Raw genomic sequence first — 22,825 nt, 5'->3', positions numbered from 1 at the left:
GTCAGCACGTACGCTGAGGTCGACGGACGAGGGAGGTGGCACCGTGGCCGGCGGACGGGTGCTCGGCGGGCGCTATCTGCTGTCCGGACGCGCCCGCGGCTCCGGGGTCGCCGCGGTGGACCAGCGCAGCGGCGCGGAGGTGCAGCTCGACCCGGTGCCGCTGCCGGAGCTGGTGGGCCCGGAGGACCAGGTCCCCGACCCCTTCGGACGACCGGAGCCGCCCGCGCCGCCCCGGCCGGACAGCACCACCGCGCGGGCGCTGACCCTGGCCGCCTTCGTGGCCGAGACCGTTCCCGACCATCCGCGGCTCAGCCAGGTGTTCCAGGTCCTCGACGAGGGCGGCTACCTCTGGGTGGTCGGCGAGGCGGTGCCCGGGGTGACCCTGCGGACGCTGCTGGAGCGCGGCGGCCCGCTCTCCCCGTACCGGGCCGCGGAGATGGCGTACGACCTGGTCACGGCGTTGCGGGCGGTGCACGCGGCCGGTCTGGTGCACGGCAATGTCACCCCCGACACGGTGCTGGTCTGCGACGACGGCACCGCGCTGCTCGGCGGCCTGGTCGCGGGGGTGGCCCAGGAGGCGCTGTGCGGCGGCCCGGGCGCCGACCAGCCGGGCGCGGGAATGCCGGGCGGCCCCTGGGCGCCGGTGCGGATCCGGGCCAGGAACGCCCGCGCGGTGATCGTCGGCGCGGTGGCCGAGCGCTGGGCGCCGGAGCAGGTCGGCCCGCCGCCCTTCGACGCCCCGCCCGCCTACGGCGCTCCCGGCAGCGCTCCTGGCGCTGCCGGCGGCGGCCCGCCCGCGGTCCCGGTGGCCGCCCCGGTGGGCCCGGAGGCGGACGTCTGGGCGCTGGGGGTGCTGCTCTACCGCGCGGTCACCGGCGACTCCCCGGTGCAGACCCTGGACGGGGAGCCGCGGGACGCCGAGGAGCTGTTCGCCGCGGTCAGGGCCGGACGCTACGGCAGGCCGCAGGTCGCGGCGCTGCTCCCGCGCGGCACGGCGCGGGCCCAGCCGCCGCCCGAGCTGCCGGAGTGCGGCCCGCTGGGACCCCTGGTGAAGCGGCTGCTGCGGGTCGATCCGGCCGCCCGGCCGGGGCTGCCGGAGCTGGCGGAGGAGATCAGGCAGCTGCTGAAGCGTGCGCCGGAGCCGATCAACCAGGACGAACTCCTGTCCGTGGCTTCCCTGCTGCCGGTGGACCGGGACCACCGGCGGAACCGGCGCGAGCGCGGCGGAGAGGTGCTTCCGCACCCGGATTTCCCGCACCACCGCCATGCCGCGCCGCACCGCAACCCGGCGCTGCTGGGTGCAATTCTTGTCAGTGGCATCATTCTTTTCGTCCTATTGGCCCTGGTACTGGTGGTATCGGTGTCACGCTGAGCGTCACATCCCGGTCTCATGAGTGGCCCTGCCTTTCCAGCCGACAGGCCACGTGCCTAGGCTGTGCTGCAAACCCTGGGGTTGTCGTGCGGTGCCGTCGGTTCCTGCCGCAGGCTTGGACGTACACGGCAGGACGCAGGCAAGGGGGAGCACGGTGGGTACGGAAGAGGGCTCGGCAGTGCAGTCCGGACGCGGTGACGAGGTGACGCGGGGCCCGGCCACGCAGCCTGTCGCCGTGCCCAGGATGCTGGCCGGCCGCTACCTGCTGGGCGCCCGGCTCGGCCGGGGCGGGATGGGCACGGTCTGGCGGGCCGAGGACCAGATGCTCGACCGCGAGGTCGCGGTCAAGGAACTCTCGGTGAACCACCTGGCCGAGGAGGACCTGCTGATCGTCCAGTCCCGGATGCGTCAGGAGGCCCGTGCCGCCGCCAGGATCAAGCACCCCGGCGTGGTCACCATCCACGACGTGCTGGAGCAGGACGGCAAGCCGTGGATCGTGATGGAGCTGATCGACGGCCGCTCGCTCGCCGAACTGGTCGAGCAGGAGGGGACGCTGAATCCCCGTGAGGCCGCCGAGATCGGCGCGCAGGTGCTGGCCGCGCTGCACCGGGGCCACCAGGTGGGGGTGATCCACCGCGATGTGAAGCCCGCCAACGTGCTGCTGGAACGCGGCACCGGGCGGGTGGTGCTGACCGACTTCGGCATCGCCACCTACGAGGGCGACTCCGCGCTCACCAGGACCGGCGACCTGATCGGCTCGCCCGACTACCTGGCTCCCGAGCGGGTGCACGGCCACCGTCCCGGCCCCGAGTCCGACCTCTGGGGCCTCGGCGCGACCCTGTACGCGGCGGTGGAGGGGCAGTCGCCGTTCCGCCGCGACTCGCCGCTGACCACACTGGCCGCGGTGGTCACCGACCCGCTGCCGGAGCCCAAGCGTGCGGGGGCGCTCGCGCCGGTGCTGCACGCCCTGATGACCAAGGACGCGGCCGAGCGCCCCAGCGCGCCCGACGCCATCCGGATGCTGCAGGACATCGCGGCCGGGCTCACCACCAACATCAGCGTCCCGGTCGCCACCACCCCGCTGCGCAGCCCGACCCAGCACGTGCCGCTGGTGGACCGCCGGGAGCCGCACACTTCGACCGCCTTCCGGACCACCGAGTCGTTCCGGGAGGCCGAGCCGCTGTTCCGGCCGACCTATGTGGAGTCCGAGTATCAGCAGGTCGCTGCCCACCAGGCCGCAGCTCAGCAGGCGGCTCAGCAGGCCGCAGCCCAGGAGACTGCCGCGCGTCAGGCCGCCGCCCGTCAGGCCGCGGAGCGGAACCGCGGCTTCCACACCGACGGAGCCGGCAACGGGGCCGGGGCTGGGTACTCGCCCGCCGCCGCTCCCGCCGCCCCGCCCGCGGGACCCTCGGCGACCCGGCCCGGCGCACCGCGCCGGCGCCGCCGTACCTGGCCCTGGCTGGTGGTCGCGGGCCTGATCGCCGCCGCGGCCGGCGGCGGCGCCGCGTACGAGGTCAGCCTCAAGGACACCCCGGGGCACAACAACAGCGGGCCGCAGCAGCCCGACCCGAGCGGGTCCTCGGCGCCGCCCAGCACCGCGCCGGCCCCGTTCAAGCCGCAGCTGGCGGCCGGCTACACCTTCCACCACGACGTGGCCGGGTTCACCTTCGCCCTGCCGCCCGACTTCAACGGGCAGCCCTGGGTGCGCAGCGACCCCGGCGGCGGGACCACCCAGATCATCTACAGCCCGGACAAGGGCGTCCACAAGGTGGTCTTCGGGGTCACCCCGAGCGCCGGGGTCACCCCGCTGCAGCACGCCCAGGAGATGGAGACGAGCCTCAAGAGCGGCCAGACCCCGACCTACTCCCTGGTGCACATGGTGACCAGCCACACCTTCCACCGGGACCTGGAGGGGGTGCAGTGGGAGTACACCTTCGTGAACAAGAGCGACCAGGTGCCGTACCACTCGATGGAGGAACTGTTCACGGACAGCGACGGGACCGAGTACGACATCCTGGTCAGCTATCCCGAGTCCGACTGGAACACCGGCTACCAGCGGTTCCTCGACATCACCAACGGCTTCAGCGGGGACGGCTGAGCGGAGGACGCCGGAACCCGTCCCGAGTACGGTGGAACGACACAGGCCAAACCCCAGAGCAGAGCAGGGAGCCGGTCATGGTCGCCCCTACAGTCTCCACACCTGACGCCGTCGTCATCGGAATGGGTCCCGCTGGGGAGGAGGTGGCCGGGCGCCTCGCGGACGCCGGGTGGGACGTGGTCGGCATCGACGAACGCCTGGTCGGCGGCGAGTGCCCGTACTGGGGATGCATCCCCTCCAAGATCATGGTAAGGGCCGGGAACCTGGTCACCGACGCCCACCGGGTGCCGGGATCGGCCGGGATCAGCCGGGTGCAGAGCGACTGGCGGCCGGTGGTCCGGCATGTCCGCGCCGCCACCGACGACTGGGACGACAAGGTCGCGGTGGACCGCTTCACCACCAGGGGCGGCCGGTTCCTGCGCGGCACCGCCCGGCTGACCGGCCCCAACGAGGTCTGTGTGAGCGGTCCCGACGACGGCGGGACGGAGACCCTGCTGCGCCCGCGCCGGGCCCTGGTGCTCGCGGTCGGCGCCCGTCCCTCGGTGCCGCCGGTACCCGGTCTGGCCGGGACGCCCTACTGGACCAACCACGACCTGGTGGAGGCGGCCGAGCTGCCGGAGTCGCTGCTGGTGCTCGGCGGCGGGGCGATCGCCCTCGAACTCGGCCAGGCGGTACAGCGGTTCGGCTGCCAGGTGACCGTGCTGGAGGCGCAGTCGCGGCTGCTGCCGCAGGAGGAGCCGGAGGCCGCCGACCTGCTGATGCGGGTGCTGACCACCGAGGGGATCGAGATCCACACCGGCATCGAGGCGGTGTCGGTCAGCCGTCAGGGCGGACGCTTCACCGTGGTCTGCCGCCGGGGCGAACGGCTCAGCGCGGAACGGCTGTTGGTCGCCACCGGGCGCCGGGTGGACCTGGAGCGGCTGGGCGCGAGCGCGCTGGGCGTCCCGGCCGACGCCCGGGGGCTGCCGGTGGACGAGCGGCTGCGGGTGCTGGGCGCCCCCGGGGTGTGGGCGGTCGGCGATGTCACCGGCAAGGGCGCGTTCACGCATATGGCGATGTATCAGGCCGACGTCGCGGTCCGGGGGATCCTCGGACAGGGCGGACGGCCCGCCGAGTACCACGCGGTGCCCCGGGTGACCTTCACCGACCCGGAGATCGGCGCGGTCGGACTGACCGAGGCCCAGGCCAGGACCCGGGGCCTGGCGGTGCGGACCGCGGTCGCCGACCTCGCGGCCAGCGGCCGGGGCCTGGTGCACGGCGCGGGCAACGACGGCTTCATCAAACTGGTGGCGGCGGACCGGGTGCTGGTCGGCGCCACGGCGGCCGGGCCCACCGGCGGCGAGATCCTCGGCCTGCTGACCCTGGCGGTGCAGGCCAAGGTCCCGCTGGCGGAACTCCGTGCCACCAACTGGGCCTACCCCACCTTCCACCGGGTCGTGGGGGACGCGCTCAACGCGCTCTGATCAGCCGTCGGACGCGGCCAGCCGCTGCACGGCGCCGGCCGCGTAGCCGGCGAAGCCCTTTCCGGCGGCGACGGAGGTGGCGTCCGCCTTGCCGCGGGCGACGTTGGCCGGGCCGGCGAGGGTGAAGTACAGGTAGCGGTCGTAGTCGGCGTGGGTGAGCGCGCAGGTGACGTCGGCGGGGCAGAAGCCGGGAATGCCCGTCCCGGTGAGCGGGGCCGGCTTGCCGGTCATGTGGTTGTCGGCCGCCTGCGCCTCCTGAGGGTCGGTCACCACGGCGATGGCCACGGTCACGGCGGTGTTGCTGGACACATAGGTGGCGCGCAGCAGTCGGCTGCAGTGGTGCTGCGCCAGCAGTGCCCCGAGCTTGGCGTCGACGCCCTGGCCGCAGTGCTCGGTGCTGTCGGTCGCCTTGCGGGTGTAGAGCACTCCGCCGATCTTGATGGTCTTGGCCGACAGCACGGCGCCGGCGGTGAGCGGTGCCTTGTTGCCGCCGCCACCCGCGGCGGCCGTCGCGGAGGCGGAGGCCGACGCGCTTCCGGTCGCGGAAGGGCCCGCGGAGCTCGCCACCGGAGCGGCGCTGCCGGTCGGTTGGGTCACCGGGTGACCGCCGCCCCGCGACACGGCGAAGGCCGCCCCGCCGGCGACCACCAGGCAGAGCGCGCCCGCACCGGCCGCGATCAGCAGTCGCCGCTTTCGCTTGGCCTGGGCCTCATGCTGTTCGGCCAGGGCACTCCAGTTCGGTTCGGTGGAGACGGTGGGCGGGTTGTATCCGCCGAACTGCGGTGGCGGCACCGGCGCGGGCGCGGGCGCGGGCCGGTACTGCTGCGGGGCAGGGGCAGGGGCAGGGGCCGGAACGGGAGTTGGGGCGGGTGCAGGGGCCGGCGCCGGTGACGGGAACGGGGTGCGGATCTGCATGGTCGGCTGCGCACTCTCGCCCGGCGTCGGCGTCGGCGTCGGCTGCGACTGCGCGGGCGGCGTGTCCCTCGGTATCCGGGGATCGTGGGGGACTCTCGGGTCCTGGGGACCCGGAGGTGTGCTCGCAGCCTCAGGCATGCCGATCCCAATCGTTCATGTCGGGTGTGCTAGGTCAGGTCGGCAGAATACCGGTTCGCACAATGTGCGGTCAGATTCCTTGACGGACCCGGGAAATCAGTCACCAAGACATAACGGTTCCCCGGTCGCTGGCTGTTATCTCCGCATTGTCCAGATATGCGACGTGGCTGCGTACATACGATCGAGTTGCACTGAACTTGCCAAGCGTGATGACGACGCCGCGGTCCGGCCGCCGGTACGGAAATGGATCGTGATGCTTGCCTTTCTGCTGGAACTGCGGGACGGGTTGGTCCGGCACGACGTCTACCCGTTCGCGGTGTTCATGGCAGCGATCTGGTTCATGTGGCTGGTGCGGACCGGCATCGCCCGCCGCTACCGGCCGTGGGTCCGGTCCTACTCCACCACCACGTCCGTGATCATTCCCGTCGTGGACGAACCCGAGGACCTGTTCCACGACGTGCTCCGGCGGATCATCGACCAGGAGCCCACCGAGATCATCGTGGTGATCAATGGTCCGGAGAACCCGGCGCTGCAGAAGATCTGCGACGACCTCGAGGTCTGGTGGTGCTGGACCGAGGTTCCCGGCAAGCGGAACGCGCTGCGGGTCGGGCTCGAAGCCGCGAGCGGGGACGTCTGCGTCCTGGTGGACTCGGACACGATCTGGACCAAGGACACGCTGGCCGAACTGCTCAAGCCCTTCGCCGACCCGAAGGTCGGCGGGGTGACCACGCGTCAGCGCATCCTCGGCCCGGGCCGCTCGGTGCTGACCCGCTGGGCGGACTGGCTGGAGAGCGTGCGCTGCCAGTACTCGCTCCCGGCGATGAGCGTGCTGGGCACGGTGGGCTGCCTGCCGGGACGCACCATCGCGTTCCGCAGCAGCATCCTGGAGAACTGCATGGACGCGTTCCTGCACGAGAAGTTCCTCGGCGTCTTCCTGGAGGTGAGCGACGACCGCTCACTCACCAACTACACCCTCAAGGCCGGTTACCGGACCGTCTACCAGGCCACCTCGCTGGTGTACACCGACGCGCCGACCACGCTCGGCAAGCTGGCCCGGCAGCAGTACCGCTGGGCCCGGGGGTCGCAGTACAACACCCTGCGGATGCTGCCGTGGATGGCCCGGCGGGCGAAGACCCTCGGGCTGTTCTACGTGGCCGACATCCTGATCCCGTTCGTCCTGCTGGGCACCTTCGGCTCCTGGGTCGTCGCGAGCTTCCACGGGACGCGGCCTGGGCTCTACAACGAACTCCCGCTGCCCGCCTCGCCGGTGCTCTCCTTCGTGCTGCTGCTGATGCTGGCCGCGATGATGTCGGCGCTGTCCATCGCGGTGCGCTTCGGCCGCCACTTCGCCTACCGGCCGCGGGACATGGCCTATCTGCCGGTCTTCATGGTCATCAACACCCTGCTGCTGATGCCGGTCCGCATGGTCGGCTTCCTGCGCTGCGCCCACAACGCGGGCTGGGGGACCAGGGCGGACAGCTTCGCGGGCGACCGGAACCGGAGCGCGCTGGTCGTGGTCCCCTACCTCCTCGGCGGAGTCATGCTGTTCGGCTCGGTGATGATGAGTGTCTAGCCGCCGGCATCGCGCCCGTACGCTGCACTGGTGGAGCCGGGGATCCGGGATCCGGCTCAGGGTCTGGATGACGCTGAACGCCCTGCTGCTCTGCTCGCTCTCCTACGGCGTCTACGCGGCCGTCCTGTCCAAGGCGCAGGCGCCGGGCTACTCCGGCCTCGGGGCCGAGGCGAAGGGGCCGGGGCTGGTCGACCGGCTGAAGCTGGAAGCCCCGAAGACCTCCTCGATCCCGGAGAAGGAGCAGCTCCTCGACCCCGACGGCATCTACTTCGGCACCTCCACCAAGCAGTCGCCGTGGTCCGGGGCCGAGGTGCGGCAGGTCGGCACGGAAGCCGGGGCCCGGCCGACCATCAGCGAGTACTTCGTCAACTGGAAGCACGGCTTCGACCCCAAGGCGGTGGCGGCGGCCTACCAGCACGGCACGCTTCCGCTGATCTCCTGGGAGCCCTGGGCGGGCGGGGACAGCAACCAGGGCGCGGGCATCCCCAAGACCACCTCCGCGGACGTCAACCAGCCGGCCTACCGGCTGGCCAACATCACCGCGGGGAAGTTCGACAGCTACATCACCGCCTTCGCCAAGGGGGTGGCGGCCGACCGCAGGCCGGTGATGATCAGGTTCGCGCACGAGATGAACGGCTCCTGGTACCCCTGGTCCGAGCAGACCAACGGGAACCACCTCGGTGACTACGTCAAGGCCTGGCAGCACGTCCACGACCTGTTCGTCCGGGCCGGCGCGGTCAACGCGATCTGGATCTGGAGTCCGGACGTGGTCCGCGGCAGCCACACCCGGGGGCTGGCCGCGCTCTACCCGGGCGACGCGTATGTGGACCTGGTGGGGCTGACGGGCTACGGGGTCCTCGGCGAGAAGACCCCCGACACCACCTTCGACAGCACCCTGAAGAAGGTCGCGGCGCTCACCTCGAAGAAGGTCCTGATCACCGAGACCGGGGCCGAGCCGAGCTCGCTCAAGGCCACCTGGATCGGCAACTTCTTCCCCTGGCTGATCAAGCACCCGCAGGTGATCGGCTTCGTCTGGTTCGAGAAGGACATCGCCGGCGGGGCCAACGCCGACTGGAGGTTCTCCGCCACACCGGAGACGCTGCGCGCCTTCCAGCAGGGCATCAAGAAGGTGCACCTGGTCACGGGATCGGCGAAGGCGGCGGCGTCGGCAGCGTCGCCCTGATCGGCCAGTCGACCAGGCGCAGCGAGGCCAGGCCCTTGCGGAAGGCCTGTTCGGTGGCGGGGTCGGCGGTGAACCGGTAGTCGTACTTGCCGCCGTCGGTCGGGGTGTGCTCGAACCAGACGAAGCCGATCACGTCCTGATGCCGGTTCAGCCAGCGGAACAGGTCGGCGGTCCACGGCGCCTTCTCCGGGCCGGGCTCGGCGGCGGTCTCCGAGATCAGCACCGGCTTGTCGGTGACCGCGTGCAGCAGCGACAGCGAGTGGTCGAGCACGGCGCCCGCGGTGCTCTCGCCCAGGGCGTAGGCATCCAGGCCCACCCAGTCGACGTAGTCGGCGCCCGGGTACAGCGAGGCGAAGCCGGTCGTCTCCGGGCCGCGGACGACGTTCGGGCTCCACAGCCAGATGACATTGACCGCGCCGGCCCGGACGAACAGGTCGTGGACGTGCCGCCAGGCCTTGACGTAGTCGCCGGGGCGGTTGCCGCTGTTGCCCTCGGACCAGGGGTACCAGTCGCCGTTCATCTCGTGCGCGAACCTGATCACCACCGGCTGCCCCTCGGTCCTGACCGCCGCGGCGAACGAGGTGAGGTAGCCGTCGAAGGCGCCGGAGGCGATCCGCCGCAGCGAGTAGGCCGGCTGGTTGGAGTCCTTGGAGGCGCCCTCGGGCTCCCAGGTCAGCAGCGGGAGCGCGCCCAGGTGGTAGGAGTTGCGCACCGACTGCGGATTGAACGACTCGTCCCAGCCGACGAAGAACTCCTGGATCGTGGGCGTCGCCCCGGCCGGGGCCGCCACCAGGTTGGTCTCGGCCTGGGAGGGCGCCTTCCAGGTGCTGATGCCGAAGTAGTCGCCGTCCGGGTGGATCAGACGGTATTTCAGCGAGGTCGTGGGGCCGGACGGGGTGGCCGACGGCGCGGCCGGGGTGGAGGGCACGGGGCCGGCGGTCTGCTGGGGCGGCCACGGCGCGAGCGGCGACACCACCCCCTGGCTGCTGCAACCGGCCACCAGCAGCAGCACCAGGCCGAGCGCCCAGCCGAGTCCGACGACGCCCTGACGGTGCGCCAGTCGACGTGGCACGAACCCTCCCGCCCCACCAGGCCAGTGTTATGAGATCGAGTCCCGTGGGCTGCCGTCCGCTCCTCGGGCTCACATACGATAACCGTTCGATCTGTGTGGTGGTCAGCGCCGTACGACACTGAGACCTGAGGGCAGCGTTCGATGAGTGCGGGCAGTAACGGCGACGGCTACCGCGAGGCGAGGTCCGTCCCCCGAGCCCCCAGTCCGGCCGCGCCGCGGCCCCGTCCGCACCGCAGCACCAGCAACGACTACGCCGCGCTGGCGGTGGCCGCAGGGGACACCGAGGAGGACATCGACCAGGCGGAGGAGGAGGCCGAGGACTCTTCCGGGCCCGCCTCCGGGCCGCTCTGGCCGCTGCTGCCGGTGCTCGTGGCCCAGGCGGCCCTCTCCTGGCGGCTGATCCACTCCAACACCGCCTTCCTGGACGAGGGGACCTACCTCTACTCCGGGCACCAGGAACTCGCCAACCTGATCTACGGCGACAAGGTCGCCACCTACGAGACCTTCTTCTCCGGCTCCCCGAAGCTCTACCCGGTCCTGGCCGCGGTCGCCGACCGGCTGGGCGGCCTGGCCGGAGCGCGGACCCTGAGCCTGGTGTTCATGCTCCTGGCCACGGTGGCGCTCTACCTGGCGGCCCGGCGCATCCACGGGGCCACGGCGGCCTTCTTCGCCACCGCGCTCTTCGCGGCACTCGGCCCGACCCAGTTCCTCGGCGGCTACAGCACCTACGACGCGATGGCGCTGGCCGCGCTGGCCTGGGCCGGCTACTTCGCGGTGCGGTTCGCCTGCGGCACCGGGCACGGCGCGATGGTCGCGGGTTCGCTGCTGGTCTCCCTCGCCGTCTGGACCAAGTACGCCTCGCTGCTGTGGGTGCCGATCGTGGTCCTGATCGCCGCGCTGGCCGGTCCTGGCCGGTCCGTGCTGGGCCGGTCGCGGTGGAACAACGGGGTGCGGTTCGCGGCCGGGGTGGCGGTGGCCGTGCTGCTGCCGATCCCGCTGGCCGGGAAGCTGTACATCCACGGCTTCACCCAGACCACGCTGCTGCGCAACCCCGGCCACGACGCGCCCTCGTACGTGGCCGGCGAGGCGGCCAAGTGGGTGGGCGCGCTGCTGGTGGTCGCCCTGGTCGGGGTGTTCGCGAGCTATCTGCGCGGGCGTCGGCGCGGCTCGGGCGGGACCGACTTCTGGCTCGCCGCGGTGCTGCTGCTGGGCGGGGTGCTCGCCCCGGCGAACCAGATCCGGATCCACACCTGGCTGTCGCTGCAGAAGCACGTCGACTTCGGCGCCTGGTTCGCCTGCGTCGTGGCCGGCGCCCTGCTGGCCTGGATCGCCGAATGGCTGCACAGCACGGTCCGGCTGCCGGTGCTGATCGCGGTCGCCCTGGTCACCGTGCTGGTGGCGGGCCCGCTGGGGGTGGAGGGGGAGCGCCAGGCCACCCACATGTTCGGCGCCTGGCCCGACTCCTCGAAGCTGGTCGCGGCGCTGAAGCCGTACATCCACTCCGGGACCGACCAGTACCTGGCGGAGGACTACGACGTCCCCGCGTACTACCTCCGGCGCTCCTCCACCTGGCCGCAGTGGCACGACCTGGTCGGCGGCGGCCAGTACCAGGACCCGAAGACCGGGGTGAAGTACACCGGCACCGAGGGCATCGAGCAGGGGATCACCGCCCACAAGTACGCCGTGATCGTCCTCGACTACGCCCAGACCCGGTCGATCGACGAGCAGGTGCGCCCCTTCATCGACAAGGCCGGATACCGGAAGCTCACCACCATCCGCACCAGCAACAGCGCCACCTCGGGCTCGTACACCATCTGGGTGGCCCCGGAAGGACCCTGACCCCGGCTCGTTGTTACCGCCGGGTACCCAAGCGGGCCGCGAGCGCTTACGCTGCACGTCATGACTGACATCAGCGCCAGTGGCGCCACTGGTGAGCGCAACCCTGTCGCCGCCGCCGGCCCCCGTACCAGCGCCGACGCGGTGACGTCCGCGCTGGTCGCCCGGCTGGTCCAGGGCATCTCGGCCGGCCCCGGAGCGACCCTGGCGCAGAGCCGCAGCCCGTTCACCGGCGAGGTGCTCGCGGAGATCCCCGAGTCCACCCCGGCGGACGTCGAGGACGCCTTCGCCCGGGCCAGGGTGGCCCAGGCGGCCTGGGCGCAGCGCCCGGTCCGCGAGCGCGCCGCGGTGCTGCTGCGCTTCCACGACCTGCTCTTCGCGGCGCAGTCGGAGCTGCTCGACCTGGTCCAGTCGGAGACCGGCAAGGCCAGGGCGCATGCCTTCGAGGAGGTCAGCGCCGCCGCGCTGGAGGCCCGCCACTACGGCCGGGCCGCCGCCAAGTACCTGAAGCCGCGCCGCCGGGGCGGGGTCTACCCGGTGCTCACCCAGGTCCGCGAGCTGCGCCAGCCCAAGGGCGTGGTCGGCCAGATCTCGCCCTGGAACTACCCGTTGGCGCTGTTCGTCGGCGACGCGGTGCCCGCCTTCGCGGCCGGCAACGCGGTGGTCACCAAGCCCGACAGCCAGACCGCGCTGACCGCGCTGCGGGCCCGCGAGCTGATGGTCGAGGCCGGACTGCCGGCCGAGCTGTGGCAGATCGTGATCGGCGAGGGCCCGGTGATCGGACCCGAGGTGGTCGCCCGCGCGGACTACGTCTCCTTCACCGGCTCCACCAGGACCGGACGGGACGTGGCTCAGCGGGCCGCGGCCCGGCTGATCGGCGCCTCGATGGAGCTGGGCGGCAAGAACGCCATGCTGGTGCTCGCCGACGCGGACCTGGACAAGGCCGCCGAGGGCGCGGTCCGGGCCTGCTTCTCCTCGGCCGGCCAGCTCTGCATCTCGATCGAGCGGCTCTACGTCGACCGCGCCATCGCCGACGCCTTCCTGGAGAAGTTCGCGGCCAGGACCCGGGCCCTGCGCCTCGGCAACACCCTGGCCTGGGGCGCCGACATGGGCTCGCTGGTGGCCCAGCGGCAGCTGGACACGGTCACCCGGCACGTCGAGGAGGCGGTCAAGAACGGCGCCACCGTGCTGGCCGGCGGACAGGCCCGCCCCGACCTCGGCCCGCTGTTCTTCGAGCCGACCATCCTGGACGGGGTGGCCGAGGACAGCGCCGTCTGCACCGAGGAGACCTTCGGCCCGGTGGTCTCGATCTACCGCTTCGACAGCGAGGACGAGGCCGTGGACCTGGCCAACGGCACCCCGTACGGGCTGAACTCCAGCGTCTGGGGCCGGAACACCCGGCACGCGGTGGCGGTCGCCGCCCGGCTGCACTCCGGCACGGTCAACGTCAACGAGGGCTACGCGCCCGCCTACGCCAGCGTCGCGGCCCCGATGGGCGGCATGGGCCAGAGCGGCGTCGGCCGCCGGCACGGCTCCGAGGGGATCCTCAAGTACACCGAGCCGCAGACCGTCGCGGTGCAGAAGCTGATCAGCATGTCGCCCTCGTTCGGCATGGACGACGAGGCGTACGCCAGGTTCCAGACCCGCGCGCTGGGCGCGATGAAGGCACTGCGACTCAAGTAGAGGGAGCGGCGCCCATGGCGACGGAAGATCCGACGGAAGATGTGACCGAGGACGCGGCCGAAGACGCGGCCGAGGGCGGCTTCGACTACGACGTGGTGATCGTCGGGTCGGGGTTCGGGGGCTCGGTCTCGGCGCTGCGGCTGACCGAGAAGGGCTACTCGGTGGCGGTGCTGGAGGCCGGCCGCCGGTTCACCCCGGCCACCCTGCCCAAGAACTCCTGGGACACCAGGAACTACCTCTGGGCCCCGGCCCTGGGGATGTACGGCATCCAGCGCTTCCACCTGCTCAAGGAGGTGATGGTGCTGGCCGGCGCGGGTGTCGGCGGCGGTTCGCTGAACTACGCCAACACCCTCTACGTACCGCCGGAGGCGTTCTTCCAGGACCCGCAGTGGAAGGACATCACCGACTGGTCCGCGGAGCTGGCCCCCTTCTACGACCAGGCGCAGCGGATGCTGGGGGTCCGCACCAACCCCACCGTCACCCCCTCGGACGTGCACCTGCGGGACGCCGCCGACAAGCTCGGCTACGGGGACACCTTCCACCTGGCCCCGGTCGGGGTGTTCTTCGGGGACGGCCGGGACGCCGGCGGCGCGGGGGCGGAGGTGCCGCCCGGCACCGAGGTCGAGGACCCGTACTTCGGCGGCGCCGGGCCGCGCCGGAAGTCCTGCACCGAGTGCGGCGAGTGCATGACCGGCTGCCGGCACGGGGCCAAGAACACCCTCACCGAGAACTACCTCTACCTGGCCGAGCGGAACGGCGCGCGGATCCTGCCGATGACCACGGTCACCGGGATCACCGAGGACGGCGAGGGCTACGCGGTCGAGGTGCGGCCGACCGACTCCCGTTCCAGGAAGAGCGAAGGCCGACGCACCCTCAGGGCCCGCCGGGTGGTGGTCTCGGCCGGGACCTTCGGCACCCAGAAGCTGCTGCACACCATGCGGGACGAGGGCCGTCTGCCGCGGATCTCGGCCCGGTTGGGCGAGCTGACCCGGACCAATTCGGAGGCCCTGGTCGGCGCGATGACCACCGACCGGCGCTACCGCAGGCGGGCCGACTTCACCAAGGGCGTGGCGATCACCTCCTCGGTGCACCCGGACCAGCACACCCATGTCGAGCCGGTGCGCTACGGCAAGGGGTCCAATGCGATGAGCCTGCTGACGATCATGCAGGTGCCGGGCGGCAGCAGGGCCCCGCTGCTGCGCTTCGCGAAGATCGTCGCGCGCCGGCCGCGGCTGCTGCTGCAGATCCTGGACAAGCGGCGCTGGTCCGAGCGGACCATCATCGGCCTGGTGATGCAGTCCCTGGACAACTCGGTGATCGTGTCGCGGAAGAAGTCCGGCATCGGCAAAGGGCAGTTGACGTCCCGTCAGGGCCATGGGGCGCCCAACCCCAAGTGGATCCCGGCGGCGGAGGAGGCGGCCAGGGCGATCGCGACCGAGATCGGCGGCGAGGCCGGCAGCGGCGTCAGCGACCTGCTGGGACGCACCCTCACCGCGCACTTCCTCGGCGGCTGCGTGATCGGCGACTCGCCGGAGCACGGCGTCATCGACCCGTACCAGCGGCTCTACGGCTACCCGGGGATCAGTGTCGCGGACGGTTCGACGGTCTCGGCGAACCTGGGGGTGAACCCCTCGCTGACGATCACCGCGCAGGCCGAGCGGGCGCTGTCGATGTGGCCCAACAAGGGTGAGCCGGACCCGCGTCCGGCGCAGGGCGAGCCATACCGGCCGGTGCCGGCGGTCGCGCCCAGGCGTCCGGCGGTGCCGGCCGGCGCCTTCGCGGAGCTGCGGCTGCCCCTGCTGCCGGTACCGGCCGTGCCGCCGAAGCCGACCGGTTGAGCGATCCACGTCACATTCCTGGGAACAGCCCTCCGCTGTGACGATGCGATCAGTACATTGTGCGATCAGAACCCGCCCGCGTTGACGGATCACCGCCGCCGCGGGCGGTGTCATGTCATGGGGGTGGAAGACGTGTCCAGACTGAACGACTCGAACCGGGTGGAGGCCTTCAGCGACGGGGTGTTCGCCATCGCGATCACCCTGCTGATCCTGGAGGTCAAAGTCCCCGAGGGGGGCGGGATCGGTCACCAGCTGCTGAGCCACTGGTCCTCCTACGCCGCCTATGTGGTGACCTTCCTGATCATCGGCATCATGTGGGCGAACCACCACACCGTGTTCGGTTACGTGGCCAGGGTGGACCGGGTCCTGGTGTTCCTCAACCTCCTTCTGCTGATGGTGTGTTCGGCGCTGCCCTGGGCGGCGGGACTGGTCGCCAACTACCTGGACGGCGCGGCCTCCGGCGAGGCCGCCGTCGCGCTGGCCGTCTACAGCGGCTTCATGGTCGCCCACAGCCTCACCTTCGGGGCGCTGTGGTGGTGGCTCACCCGCACCGGGCACCTCTTCGACACCCGGGTGGACGTTGAGGCGGCCCGGCAGACCAGGCTGCGCTTCGCGGTGGGATCGGTCATCTATCCGATCCTGGTGGGTCTTTCGTTCGTCTCGGCGCCGCTGACCCTGGCCGTGCACGGGGTGGTCGCGGTCTACTACGGCTTCAACCAGCTGCCGGTGCCGCTGCACGAGGGCGTGGACCCGGACGAGCCGCTGGTGGCCTGAGGGCGTCGCCCGACCGGAAGCGCCGACGACCGACAGTGCCGACGACCGGCAGTGCCAACGACGGAGGGCCCCGCGGGGGAAGACGGGGCCCTCGGTCTGCGGCAGCCGGCGTCAGGGCAGCGCCGGTGCTGCGGGAACGGCGCCGGGGGAGGGGCGCCGCTGTCAGTTGGTCGTCGCGGGGGCGCTTTGACTACTCCGAGTGACCGGAAGAAGTCCTCGGACGGACACGCTTCGGTCCGGCGGGAGCGGCCGTTCCGGCTACTCTTCCGCGGTGTCTGACGCAACCCCCTCACCAGCATCGTGGGGGATATGAGGGCGGTGCGCAACCGATTCGGCACACTTCGGCATAGTCGTTTTCCGTGCTAGGCGCGTAGATGTGCGTCCCGGCGCACAACGGGCGGACAGTCACGCTCTGCAAGGGAACTGACGGGCCTTCGCATGATCGGGGGCGGCCGGTCCGGGCGTCCCCGGCGCCGACCGCCCCTTCACATCAGTCGCGACCGGGCCGCTGTCCCCTGCTGACCGGTCGCAGCACCGGAGCGAGGTCCCACGACGTACCGGTGAGGGCACGTCTCATCGCTCCGGCTGACTGTCTTGAACTCTCCACGCGTGGCCCTGCTGCCGCACACGGCCCCCGGTGGGGGCTGGGTTCACATCCCTGGCGGAGACGAGAACCCCGTGCGGTCATGAGGGACAACGATTCTCCTGACGAGGAGTCACGCCGTGCGGTCCATGGCGAACGGGTGAAGCGGCTATGATGTCGCCCATGTTCACGACGGCGTACGAGTTTAGCTATGGCACCGGAGGCTCCGGCTGCCATGGTGACGCCGTCTGAGAAACGGACGACAGTTCTTCACCGAGCGCCCCGGGCCCACTGGCCCGGGGCGCTCTGCGTCTCCCCGGCGCCGGCGGGCCCCGAGCCGCCGCCACCGCAGAGGAGACACCCCATGGACAGCACCGTCGACAGCACGCTCACCCCCGCCCGGGCCGCCCGGGTCATCGCCGAGGCCCGCGGCCGGATCGACGACCTCGACGGCCGGATCGTCGCCCTGGTCCAGGAGCGGATGGCGGTCTCGGCCGAGGTGCAGGCCGCGCGGATCGCCACCGGCGGCCCCCGTCTCGCCCTGTCCCGCGAGCTGGAGATCCTGGCCCGCTACCGGGCCGCGCTCGGCCCGCAGGGCACCGAGGTGGCCATGCAGCTGCTGGAGCTCTGCCGCGGCCGGGCCTGAGCGGCGCGGGAGGGCGGGGCGGGCGACGGTAGGATGGGGGTCCGCTCCCATTGCACTGCCGGAAGGCCGCCCCGTGCCCACAGCGACCCCCGACCACCGCGAGTCGACAGGCAACACCGTCCTCGTCGTCGACTTCGGCGCCCAGTACGCCCAGCTCATCGCGCGCCGGGTCCGTGAGGCCCGGGTCTACAGCGAGATCGTCCCCTCCACCATGCCGGTGGCCGAGATGCTGGCGAAGCAGCCCGCGGCGATCATCCTCTCCGGCGGGCCCTCCTCGGTCTACGCCGAGGACGCGCCCTCGCTGGACCGCGCGATCTTCGAGGCCGGGGTGCCGGTCTTCGGCATGTGCTACGGCTTCCAGCTGATGGCGGTCGCCCTCGGCGGCACCGTCGACAACAGCGGCGCCCGCGAGTACGGCCGCACCCCGCTGGCGGTCAGCCGGCCGGGCTCGACCCTGTTCGAGGGCACCCCGGTCGAGCAGTCGGTGTGGATGTCGCACGGCGACGCCTGCTCCGCCGCGCCTCCCGGGTTCACCGTCACCGCCTCCACCGACGTGGTCCCGGTCGCCGCGTTCGAGGACGACGCCCGCAAGCTCTACGGCGTCCAGTACCACCCCGAGGTGCTGCACTCCACCCACGGCCAGCAGATCCTGGAGCACTTCCTCTACCGCGGCGCGGGCATCGCCCCGGACTGGACCACGGTCAATGTGGTGGACGAGCAGGTCGCGCTGATCCGGGCCCAGGTCGGCGACAAGCGCGCCATCTGCGGGCTCTCCGGCGGGGTGGACTCCGCGGTCGCCGCCGCGCTGGTGCAGAAGGCCATCGGCAACCAGCTGACCTGCGTGTACGTCGACCACGGGCTGATGCGCAAGGGCGAGTCCGAGCAGGTCGAGAAGGACTTCGTGGCCGCCACCGGCGTCCAGCTGAAGGTGGTCGACGCCGAGCAGCGCTTCCTGACCGCGCTGGCCGGGGTCTCCGACCCGGAGCAGAAGCGCAAGATCATCGGCCGGGAGTTCATCCGGGTCTTCGAGCAGGCCGCCGCCGAGATCGTGGCTGAGGCGGGCGCCTCCGGCGAGTCGGTGGAGTTCCTGGTCCAGGGCACCCTCTACCCGGACGTGGTCGAGTCCGGCGGCGGCACCGGCACCGCCAACATCAAGTCCCACCACAATGTCGGCGGCCTGCCCGAGGACCTGCAGTTCGCGCTGGTGGAACCGCTGCGCAAGCTGTTCAAGGACGAGGTCCGGATGGTCGGCGCCGAGCTCGGCCTGCCCGAGGAGATCGTCCAGCGGCAGCCCTTCCCCGGCCCCGGCCTGGGTATCCGGATCGTCGGCGAGGTCACCAAGGAGCGGCTCGACCTGCTCCGCGAGGCCGACGCCATCGCCCGCGCCGAGCTGACCGCGGCCGGCCTGGACCGCTCGATCTGGCAGTGCCCGGTGGTGCTGCTCGCGGACGTCCGCAGCGTCGGCGTCCAGGGCGACGGCCGCACCTACGGCCACCCGATCGTGCTGCGCCCGGTCTCCTCCGAGGACGCGATGACCGCGGACTGGTCCCGGGTCCCCTACGAGGTGCTGGCGAAGATCTCCACCCGGATCACCAACGAGGTCCCCGACGTCAACCGGGTGGTCCTGGACGTCACCAGCAAGCCCCCGGGCACCATCGAGTGGGAGTAGCCCGCTCGAACACACCGTCAACCGTGCCGCCACTCGACCTTCCTTCGAGTGGCGGCACGGCTGTTTCGGGGCATCTACGCTGGGGGATCGACAAGGATTCCAGCCATGGGAGGAAACCTGATGACTGCCGAGCCGACCACCGAGGCTGAACAGCGGTCTGTCCCGGGCTGGATGATCCCGCCACCGGACGGCTTCACCGCAGAAGAGTTCCTGGCTATGAAAGGCCTCCCGCCGCACACCGAGCTGATCGACGGGAGCCTGGTCCTTGTGAGCGCGCAGCGGAGTTTCCACAGCCGGGCGGTTGACCTCCTGGCGTCGGCACTGCGCCGCACCGTACCGGCTGACCTGCTGGTACGGCGGGAGATGGCGGTTGTCCTCGACGCCAGGCAGTGCCCCGAGCCGGATGTGTGCGTGATCCGGGCCGAGGCGGAGACCAGCGATGTCCAGACCTCGTACCAGGCCGCCGATGTGGTGCTCGTGATCGAGGTGGTCTCACCGGAGTCCGAGCTCCGCGACCGGGAACGCAAGCCCCAGCTCTACGCCAAAGCCGGAATCGTGTACTTCTGGCGGGTCGAGCGGGCCGTGGACGGAATGCCGGTGGTCTACCTGTTCGAACTCGATCCCGCTACCGGGGCCTATGCGTCGGCCGGCGTGGTCCATGACCGGCTGAAGCTCAACCTGCCATTTGTCATCGACATCGACCTCTCCGAGATCAAGCGTTTGTAGCCCTGGGGCCCTGGTCATCTCGGCTACCCGGGGGTAGCTTCCCTCGCGAGGATTCCATCCCCGCGAGGAGAGCCCCCATGACCAACCCGCCCCCTTCCCCGGTACCCGTGGACCAGTTGCAGTTCGCGCTGCCCCAGAAGTTCGAGACGGTCGAGGAGGAGCGGCGGCACCGCAAGGAGCGGTTGGTCGTGGCGCTGCGGCTGTTCGGCAAGTTCGGGTTCGAGGAGGGGGTCGCCGGGCACATCACCGCGCGCGACCCGGAGTGGACCGACCACTTCTGGGTGAACCCGTTCGCCATGTCCTTCAAGCAGATCACGGTCGACGACCTGATCCTGGTGAACCACGAGGGCCAGGTGGTGCAGGGGCGGCACCACGTCAACGCCGCCGCGTTCGCGATCCACTCGCAGGTGCACGCCGCCCGTCCGGACGTGGTCGCCGCCGCGCACAGCCACTCCCTCTACGGGAAGACCCTGTCCTCGCTGGGTGAACTGCTGGAGCCGCTGACCCAGGACGTCTGCGCCTTCTACGAGAGCCACGCGCTGTTCGACGACTACACCGGCGTGGTGCTGGACCAGGAGGAGGGGCGCCGGATAGCCGCGACCCTGGGCGGCCACAAGGCCGTCATCCTGCGCAACCACGGGCTGCTCACCGTCGGCGACTCGGTGGACGCCGCCGCCTGGTGGTTCATCACCATGGAGCGGTCCTGCCAGGTCCAGTTGATGGCGAAGGCGGCCGGCAAGCCGGTGCACGTGGACCACGACAGCGCGGTGCTGACCCGGGACCAGCTCGGCAACGACCTGGTGGCCTGGATCAACTACCAGCCGCTGGCCGCCGGGCACGCGGACGCGTACCAGGGCGCCCTGTAGCAGACCCGTGAACCTCACGTCCGCCGACCGCGTAGTCAGGGTTGGCCGCACGGTCGTGCGGTCGGCGGACGGAAAGGCGGCGGACATGGCCGAGCACAGCACGGTGACCGGGCCACGGGAGCGGATGGCGCAGTTCGCGCTGCTGCCGTTGCGGCTCTTCCTGGGCGTGACCTTCATCTACGCGGGTCTGGACAAGCTCACCGACTCGCACTACCTGGGCGGGCCGGGCGATCCGCTGTCGTTCGCCTCGATGACCCAGGGGGTCAAGGCCGGAAGCCCGATCGCACCGCTGCTCGACGTCGCCCTGAAGGCCCCCACCGCCTTCGCGATCGCCATCGCGGTCGGCGAGCTGGCGGTGGGCCTCGGCGCCCTGTTCGGGCTGCTGGGACGGGTCGCCGCGCTGGGCGGGGTGCTGCTCAACCTGAGCTTCTGGCTCACCGTGAGCTGGCAGGTGCACCCGTACTACCTCGGCAACGACCTGATCTACCTGATGGCCTGGACCCCGCTGCTGCTGGCCGGGATGCCGTACCTGTCGCTTGACGGGTGGCTGGCCTCCCGGCGGCGGTCCGGACGGCCGGGTCAGCGGCGGTCCTCGGGCGTGTCGGGGCCGCTGGATCCGGTGGAGCCGGTCGGGTCCTTCGGGTCCGCGGCCGGGTCGTCGAGCAGCCCCAGCGCCTCCAGGTCGGGCGACAGGCTGTCGTAGCGGGACAGCCCGACCGGGGCGCCGGCGCCCGCCGTCGGCTGCTCCGGCCACGCCGCGGGCGTGGTCGGCGCGGCCGGCTCCGGGGGCGCCGAGCGCTGGCCGGTCGCCATCCGGTGCACGGCGGCGGCGAGGCCGGCCACGCCCAGGGCCACCAGCAGCAGCGGGATCACCAGTCGGCCGTTGACACTCAGCCGGCCCGAGGCGTCCATCAGGTAGAGCACCGCGATGGCGACGAAGGTCAGTCCCGCGATCAGCGAGAACAGGTCGAGCTGATGGCGCTTCACTGGGTGACCTCCAGGTCTCCGGCCCCGACGCTCAGGTCCAGGTTGATCGTCCCGTACCGGGCGGCGCCCTCGGGGTTCAGCTCGGTCGACCGGTTCGCCGAGACCCCGCCGGAGTCGTCGTCCGTTCCGGGCAGGTGGATGCTGCCGAGGCCGACATGGGCGGTGATCTCCACCCGGCTCCCCGGCGGCAGCAGCACCAGCAGCTTGCCCACGCCCAGGTGGACGTCGGTGGTCACGGTCCGGCCCGGGGCCGCGGCGAGCCGGCTCAGGTCCAGCGTGGCCTGCCCGGTGCCCAGGTTGTAGTCGGGCTGCACCGAGGCGGCGGCGGTCGGCGTCCACACCCGGTGCTGGTACGAGGTGCTCAGCCGGGCCGGGCTCGCGCCCACCGCGGCGATGGCGAGGGTGAGCAGGGTGGCCCAGACCGCCAGGCTGCGACCGCGGCCCCAGCGGGCGCAGACGACCAGGCCGAGGCCCAGCACCAGCAGCGACGAGGCGAGCACGGTCAGCACGTCGATGCTGTGGTGGTCCCTGGCGGACAGCCACCAGACCGAGCCGCCGGTGATCAGGGCCAGGAAGAAGAAGGCCGAGCCGAGGAAGGAGCGCGAGCGCCGTTCGCGCGGGGGGAGCGGCGCGAAGGGCGGCGCGGGCGGCCCGGGGGGCGCCGGCGGGGGCTCCGGCGCCCAGGGCGGCGCGTCCGCGGGCGGGGTGTCCAGCGGCACGGTGTCCTCGGGCGCGTCCTTGGCCAGCGGGTCGGTCCGCTTCCACCAGGCCGGCGCGCCGGGCGGCACCGGGACGGTCGGCTGCTCCGGCGGGGCGCTCGGCGGCGTGGTCCGGAAGGTCACCCCGAAGATGGTGCCCTCGAAGCCGGAGGAGCCGGTCGGCTCGCCGTCCTCGCCGGGCGGGTCCCCGGGCAGCGGCTGCTGCAGTCGGCGCCGCGGGTGCTTCGCCGGGTCGTAGCGCAGCGCGGCGAACGCCAGCAGGGCGATCAGCAGCAGCGGGAAGATGTGCCCGGCGCTGCCCATGTAGGAGAAGAAGATGCCGGTGCCCAGCACCGTCACCAGCACCGCGCCCAGCGACTGGCCGTCCACCCGGCCGGAGAGCAGCCGCTGCAGCTCGTTCCGCCTGGTCCGCTCCACCGGGACGACCAGCCAGGCCAGACCGTAGATGAAGAGGCCGACCCCGCCGGAGAGGCAGAGCACCGCGATCACCACCCGGAACACCACCGGGTCGATGTCCAGGTGCCGTCCCAGGCCGCCGCAGACGCCGGCCACCACCCGGCGGTCGCGGCTGCGCTCCAGCGGGGGCCGGGCGGATCGGGGCCGGTTCCCCGGTTCTGGCACCGGCTGGGTGGGTGGCGCGTCTTCGGTCATGCCACCATCCTGAGGTCCGTTCGGCGCCGCGCC

17 protein-coding genes are annotated in these 22,825 nt (G+C 71.9%); 14 read left to right on the top strand and 3 right to left on the bottom strand.

The window, feature by feature from the left end; all coding sequences use genetic code 11:
- The first annotated feature begins 43 nt into the window (after positions 1–43).
- The 3 genes from ACEZDG_RS07230 (at position 44) to ACEZDG_RS07220 (ending at position 4,933) form a co-directional block, all read left to right on the top strand.
- A complete protein-coding gene (locus ACEZDG_RS07230) occupies positions 44–1,372 on the top strand; it encodes a hypothetical protein (protein WP_380504144.1) in 1,329 nt (442 codons plus the stop codon).
- 244 nt (positions 1,373–1,616) lie between these two features.
- Positions 1,617–3,470: a serine/threonine-protein kinase gene (locus ACEZDG_RS07225; protein WP_380505435.1), complete on the top strand. Its 1,854-nt coding sequence runs from the start codon at positions 1,617–1,619 to the stop codon at positions 3,468–3,470.
- Positions 3,471–3,547: 77 nt separating this feature from the next.
- Positions 3,548–4,933 (top strand): dihydrolipoyl dehydrogenase family protein, encoded by a 1,386-nt coding sequence (locus ACEZDG_RS07220; RefSeq protein WP_380504141.1) that lies wholly within the window; start codon positions 3,548–3,550, stop codon positions 4,931–4,933.
- Here the strand turns inward: ACEZDG_RS07220 and ACEZDG_RS07215 are convergent, their stop codons facing one another.
- Positions 4,934–5,725, bottom strand: a complete 792-nt coding sequence (locus ACEZDG_RS07215; RefSeq protein ID WP_380504138.1) for a hypothetical protein — start codon at positions 5,723–5,725, stop codon at positions 4,934–4,936. It lies immediately after the preceding gene.
- 514 nt (positions 5,726–6,239) lie between these two features.
- Here ACEZDG_RS07215 and ACEZDG_RS07210 point away from each other — a divergent pair.
- Complete coding sequence (locus tag ACEZDG_RS07210) at positions 6,240–7,559, top strand: glycosyltransferase family 2 protein (protein ID WP_380505432.1); 1,320 nt, start codon at positions 6,240–6,242, stop codon at positions 7,557–7,559.
- A 67-nt stretch (positions 7,560–7,626) separates the two neighbouring features.
- Complete coding sequence (locus ACEZDG_RS07205) at positions 7,627–8,742, top strand: glycoside hydrolase family 26 protein (protein WP_380504135.1); 1,116 nt, start codon at positions 7,627–7,629, stop codon at positions 8,740–8,742.
- Here the strand turns inward: ACEZDG_RS07205 and ACEZDG_RS07200 are convergent.
- Positions 8,699–9,814 (bottom strand): glycoside hydrolase family 26 protein, encoded by a 1,116-nt coding sequence (locus ACEZDG_RS07200; protein WP_380504133.1) that lies wholly within the window; start codon positions 9,812–9,814, stop codon positions 8,699–8,701. The genes ACEZDG_RS07205 and ACEZDG_RS07200 overlap by 44 nt on opposite strands.
- Before the next feature lie 141 nt (positions 9,815–9,955).
- Here ACEZDG_RS07200 and ACEZDG_RS07195 point away from each other — a divergent pair, with 141 nt between their 5' ends.
- From ACEZDG_RS07195 to ACEZDG_RS07155, 9 genes are all read left to right on the top strand, one after another.
- Positions 9,956–11,653, top strand: a complete 1,698-nt coding sequence (locus tag ACEZDG_RS07195) for an ArnT family glycosyltransferase (RefSeq protein ID WP_380504130.1) — start codon at positions 9,956–9,958, stop codon at positions 11,651–11,653.
- 60 nt (positions 11,654–11,713) lie between these two features.
- Positions 11,714–13,333, top strand: coding sequence for a succinic semialdehyde dehydrogenase (locus ACEZDG_RS07190; RefSeq protein ID WP_380504127.1), 1,620 nt, complete (start codon positions 11,714–11,716; stop codon positions 13,331–13,333).
- A gap of 14 nt (positions 13,334–13,347) precedes the next feature.
- Positions 13,348–15,171, top strand: a complete 1,824-nt coding sequence (locus ACEZDG_RS07185) for a GMC family oxidoreductase N-terminal domain-containing protein (RefSeq protein ID WP_380504124.1) — start codon at positions 13,348–13,350, stop codon at positions 15,169–15,171.
- A gap of 132 nt (positions 15,172–15,303) precedes the next feature.
- Entirely contained in the window at positions 15,304–15,945 is a 642-nt protein-coding gene (locus ACEZDG_RS07180) for a TMEM175 family protein (RefSeq protein ID WP_380504121.1), read from the top strand.
- 947 nt (positions 15,946–16,892) lie between these two features.
- Positions 16,893–17,174: a chorismate mutase gene (locus ACEZDG_RS07175; protein ID WP_380504118.1), complete on the top strand. Its 282-nt coding sequence runs from the start codon at positions 16,893–16,895 to the stop codon at positions 17,172–17,174.
- A 73-nt stretch (positions 17,175–17,247) separates the two neighbouring features.
- Positions 17,248–18,843 (top strand): glutamine-hydrolyzing GMP synthase, encoded by a 1,596-nt coding sequence (gene guaA / locus ACEZDG_RS07170; protein ID WP_380504115.1) that lies wholly within the window; start codon positions 17,248–17,250, stop codon positions 18,841–18,843.
- 120 nt (positions 18,844–18,963) lie between these two features.
- Positions 18,964–19,569, top strand: a complete 606-nt coding sequence (locus ACEZDG_RS07165) for a Uma2 family endonuclease (protein WP_380505429.1) — start codon at positions 18,964–18,966, stop codon at positions 19,567–19,569.
- Positions 19,570–19,646: 77 nt separating this feature from the next.
- The gene (locus tag ACEZDG_RS07160; protein ID WP_380504112.1) at positions 19,647–20,435 is read left to right on the top strand and encodes a class II aldolase/adducin family protein; all 789 of its coding nucleotides are present in this window, start codon (positions 19,647–19,649) and stop codon (positions 20,433–20,435) included.
- Between the two features lie 85 nt (positions 20,436–20,520).
- Positions 20,521–21,138, top strand: coding sequence for a DoxX family protein (locus ACEZDG_RS07155; RefSeq protein ID WP_380504109.1), 618 nt, complete (start codon positions 20,521–20,523; stop codon positions 21,136–21,138).
- Positions 21,139–21,418: 280 nt separating this feature from the next.
- On the opposite strand, the gene ACEZDG_RS07150 is transcribed toward ACEZDG_RS07155, so the two are convergent.
- Complete coding sequence (locus ACEZDG_RS07150) at positions 21,419–22,792, bottom strand: PspC domain-containing protein (protein ID WP_380504106.1); 1,374 nt, start codon at positions 22,790–22,792, stop codon at positions 21,419–21,421.
- Between the last annotated feature and the right edge of the window lie 33 nt (positions 22,793–22,825).

Source organism: Streptacidiphilus alkalitolerans (genome assembly GCF_042511045.1).
GTDB classification, from domain to species: Bacteria; Actinomycetota; Actinomycetes; order Streptomycetales; family Streptomycetaceae; genus Streptacidiphilus; species Streptacidiphilus alkalitolerans.
Note: the sequence above shows the minus strand (reverse complement) of the source record. Positions and strands in the feature narration are given on the sequence as shown.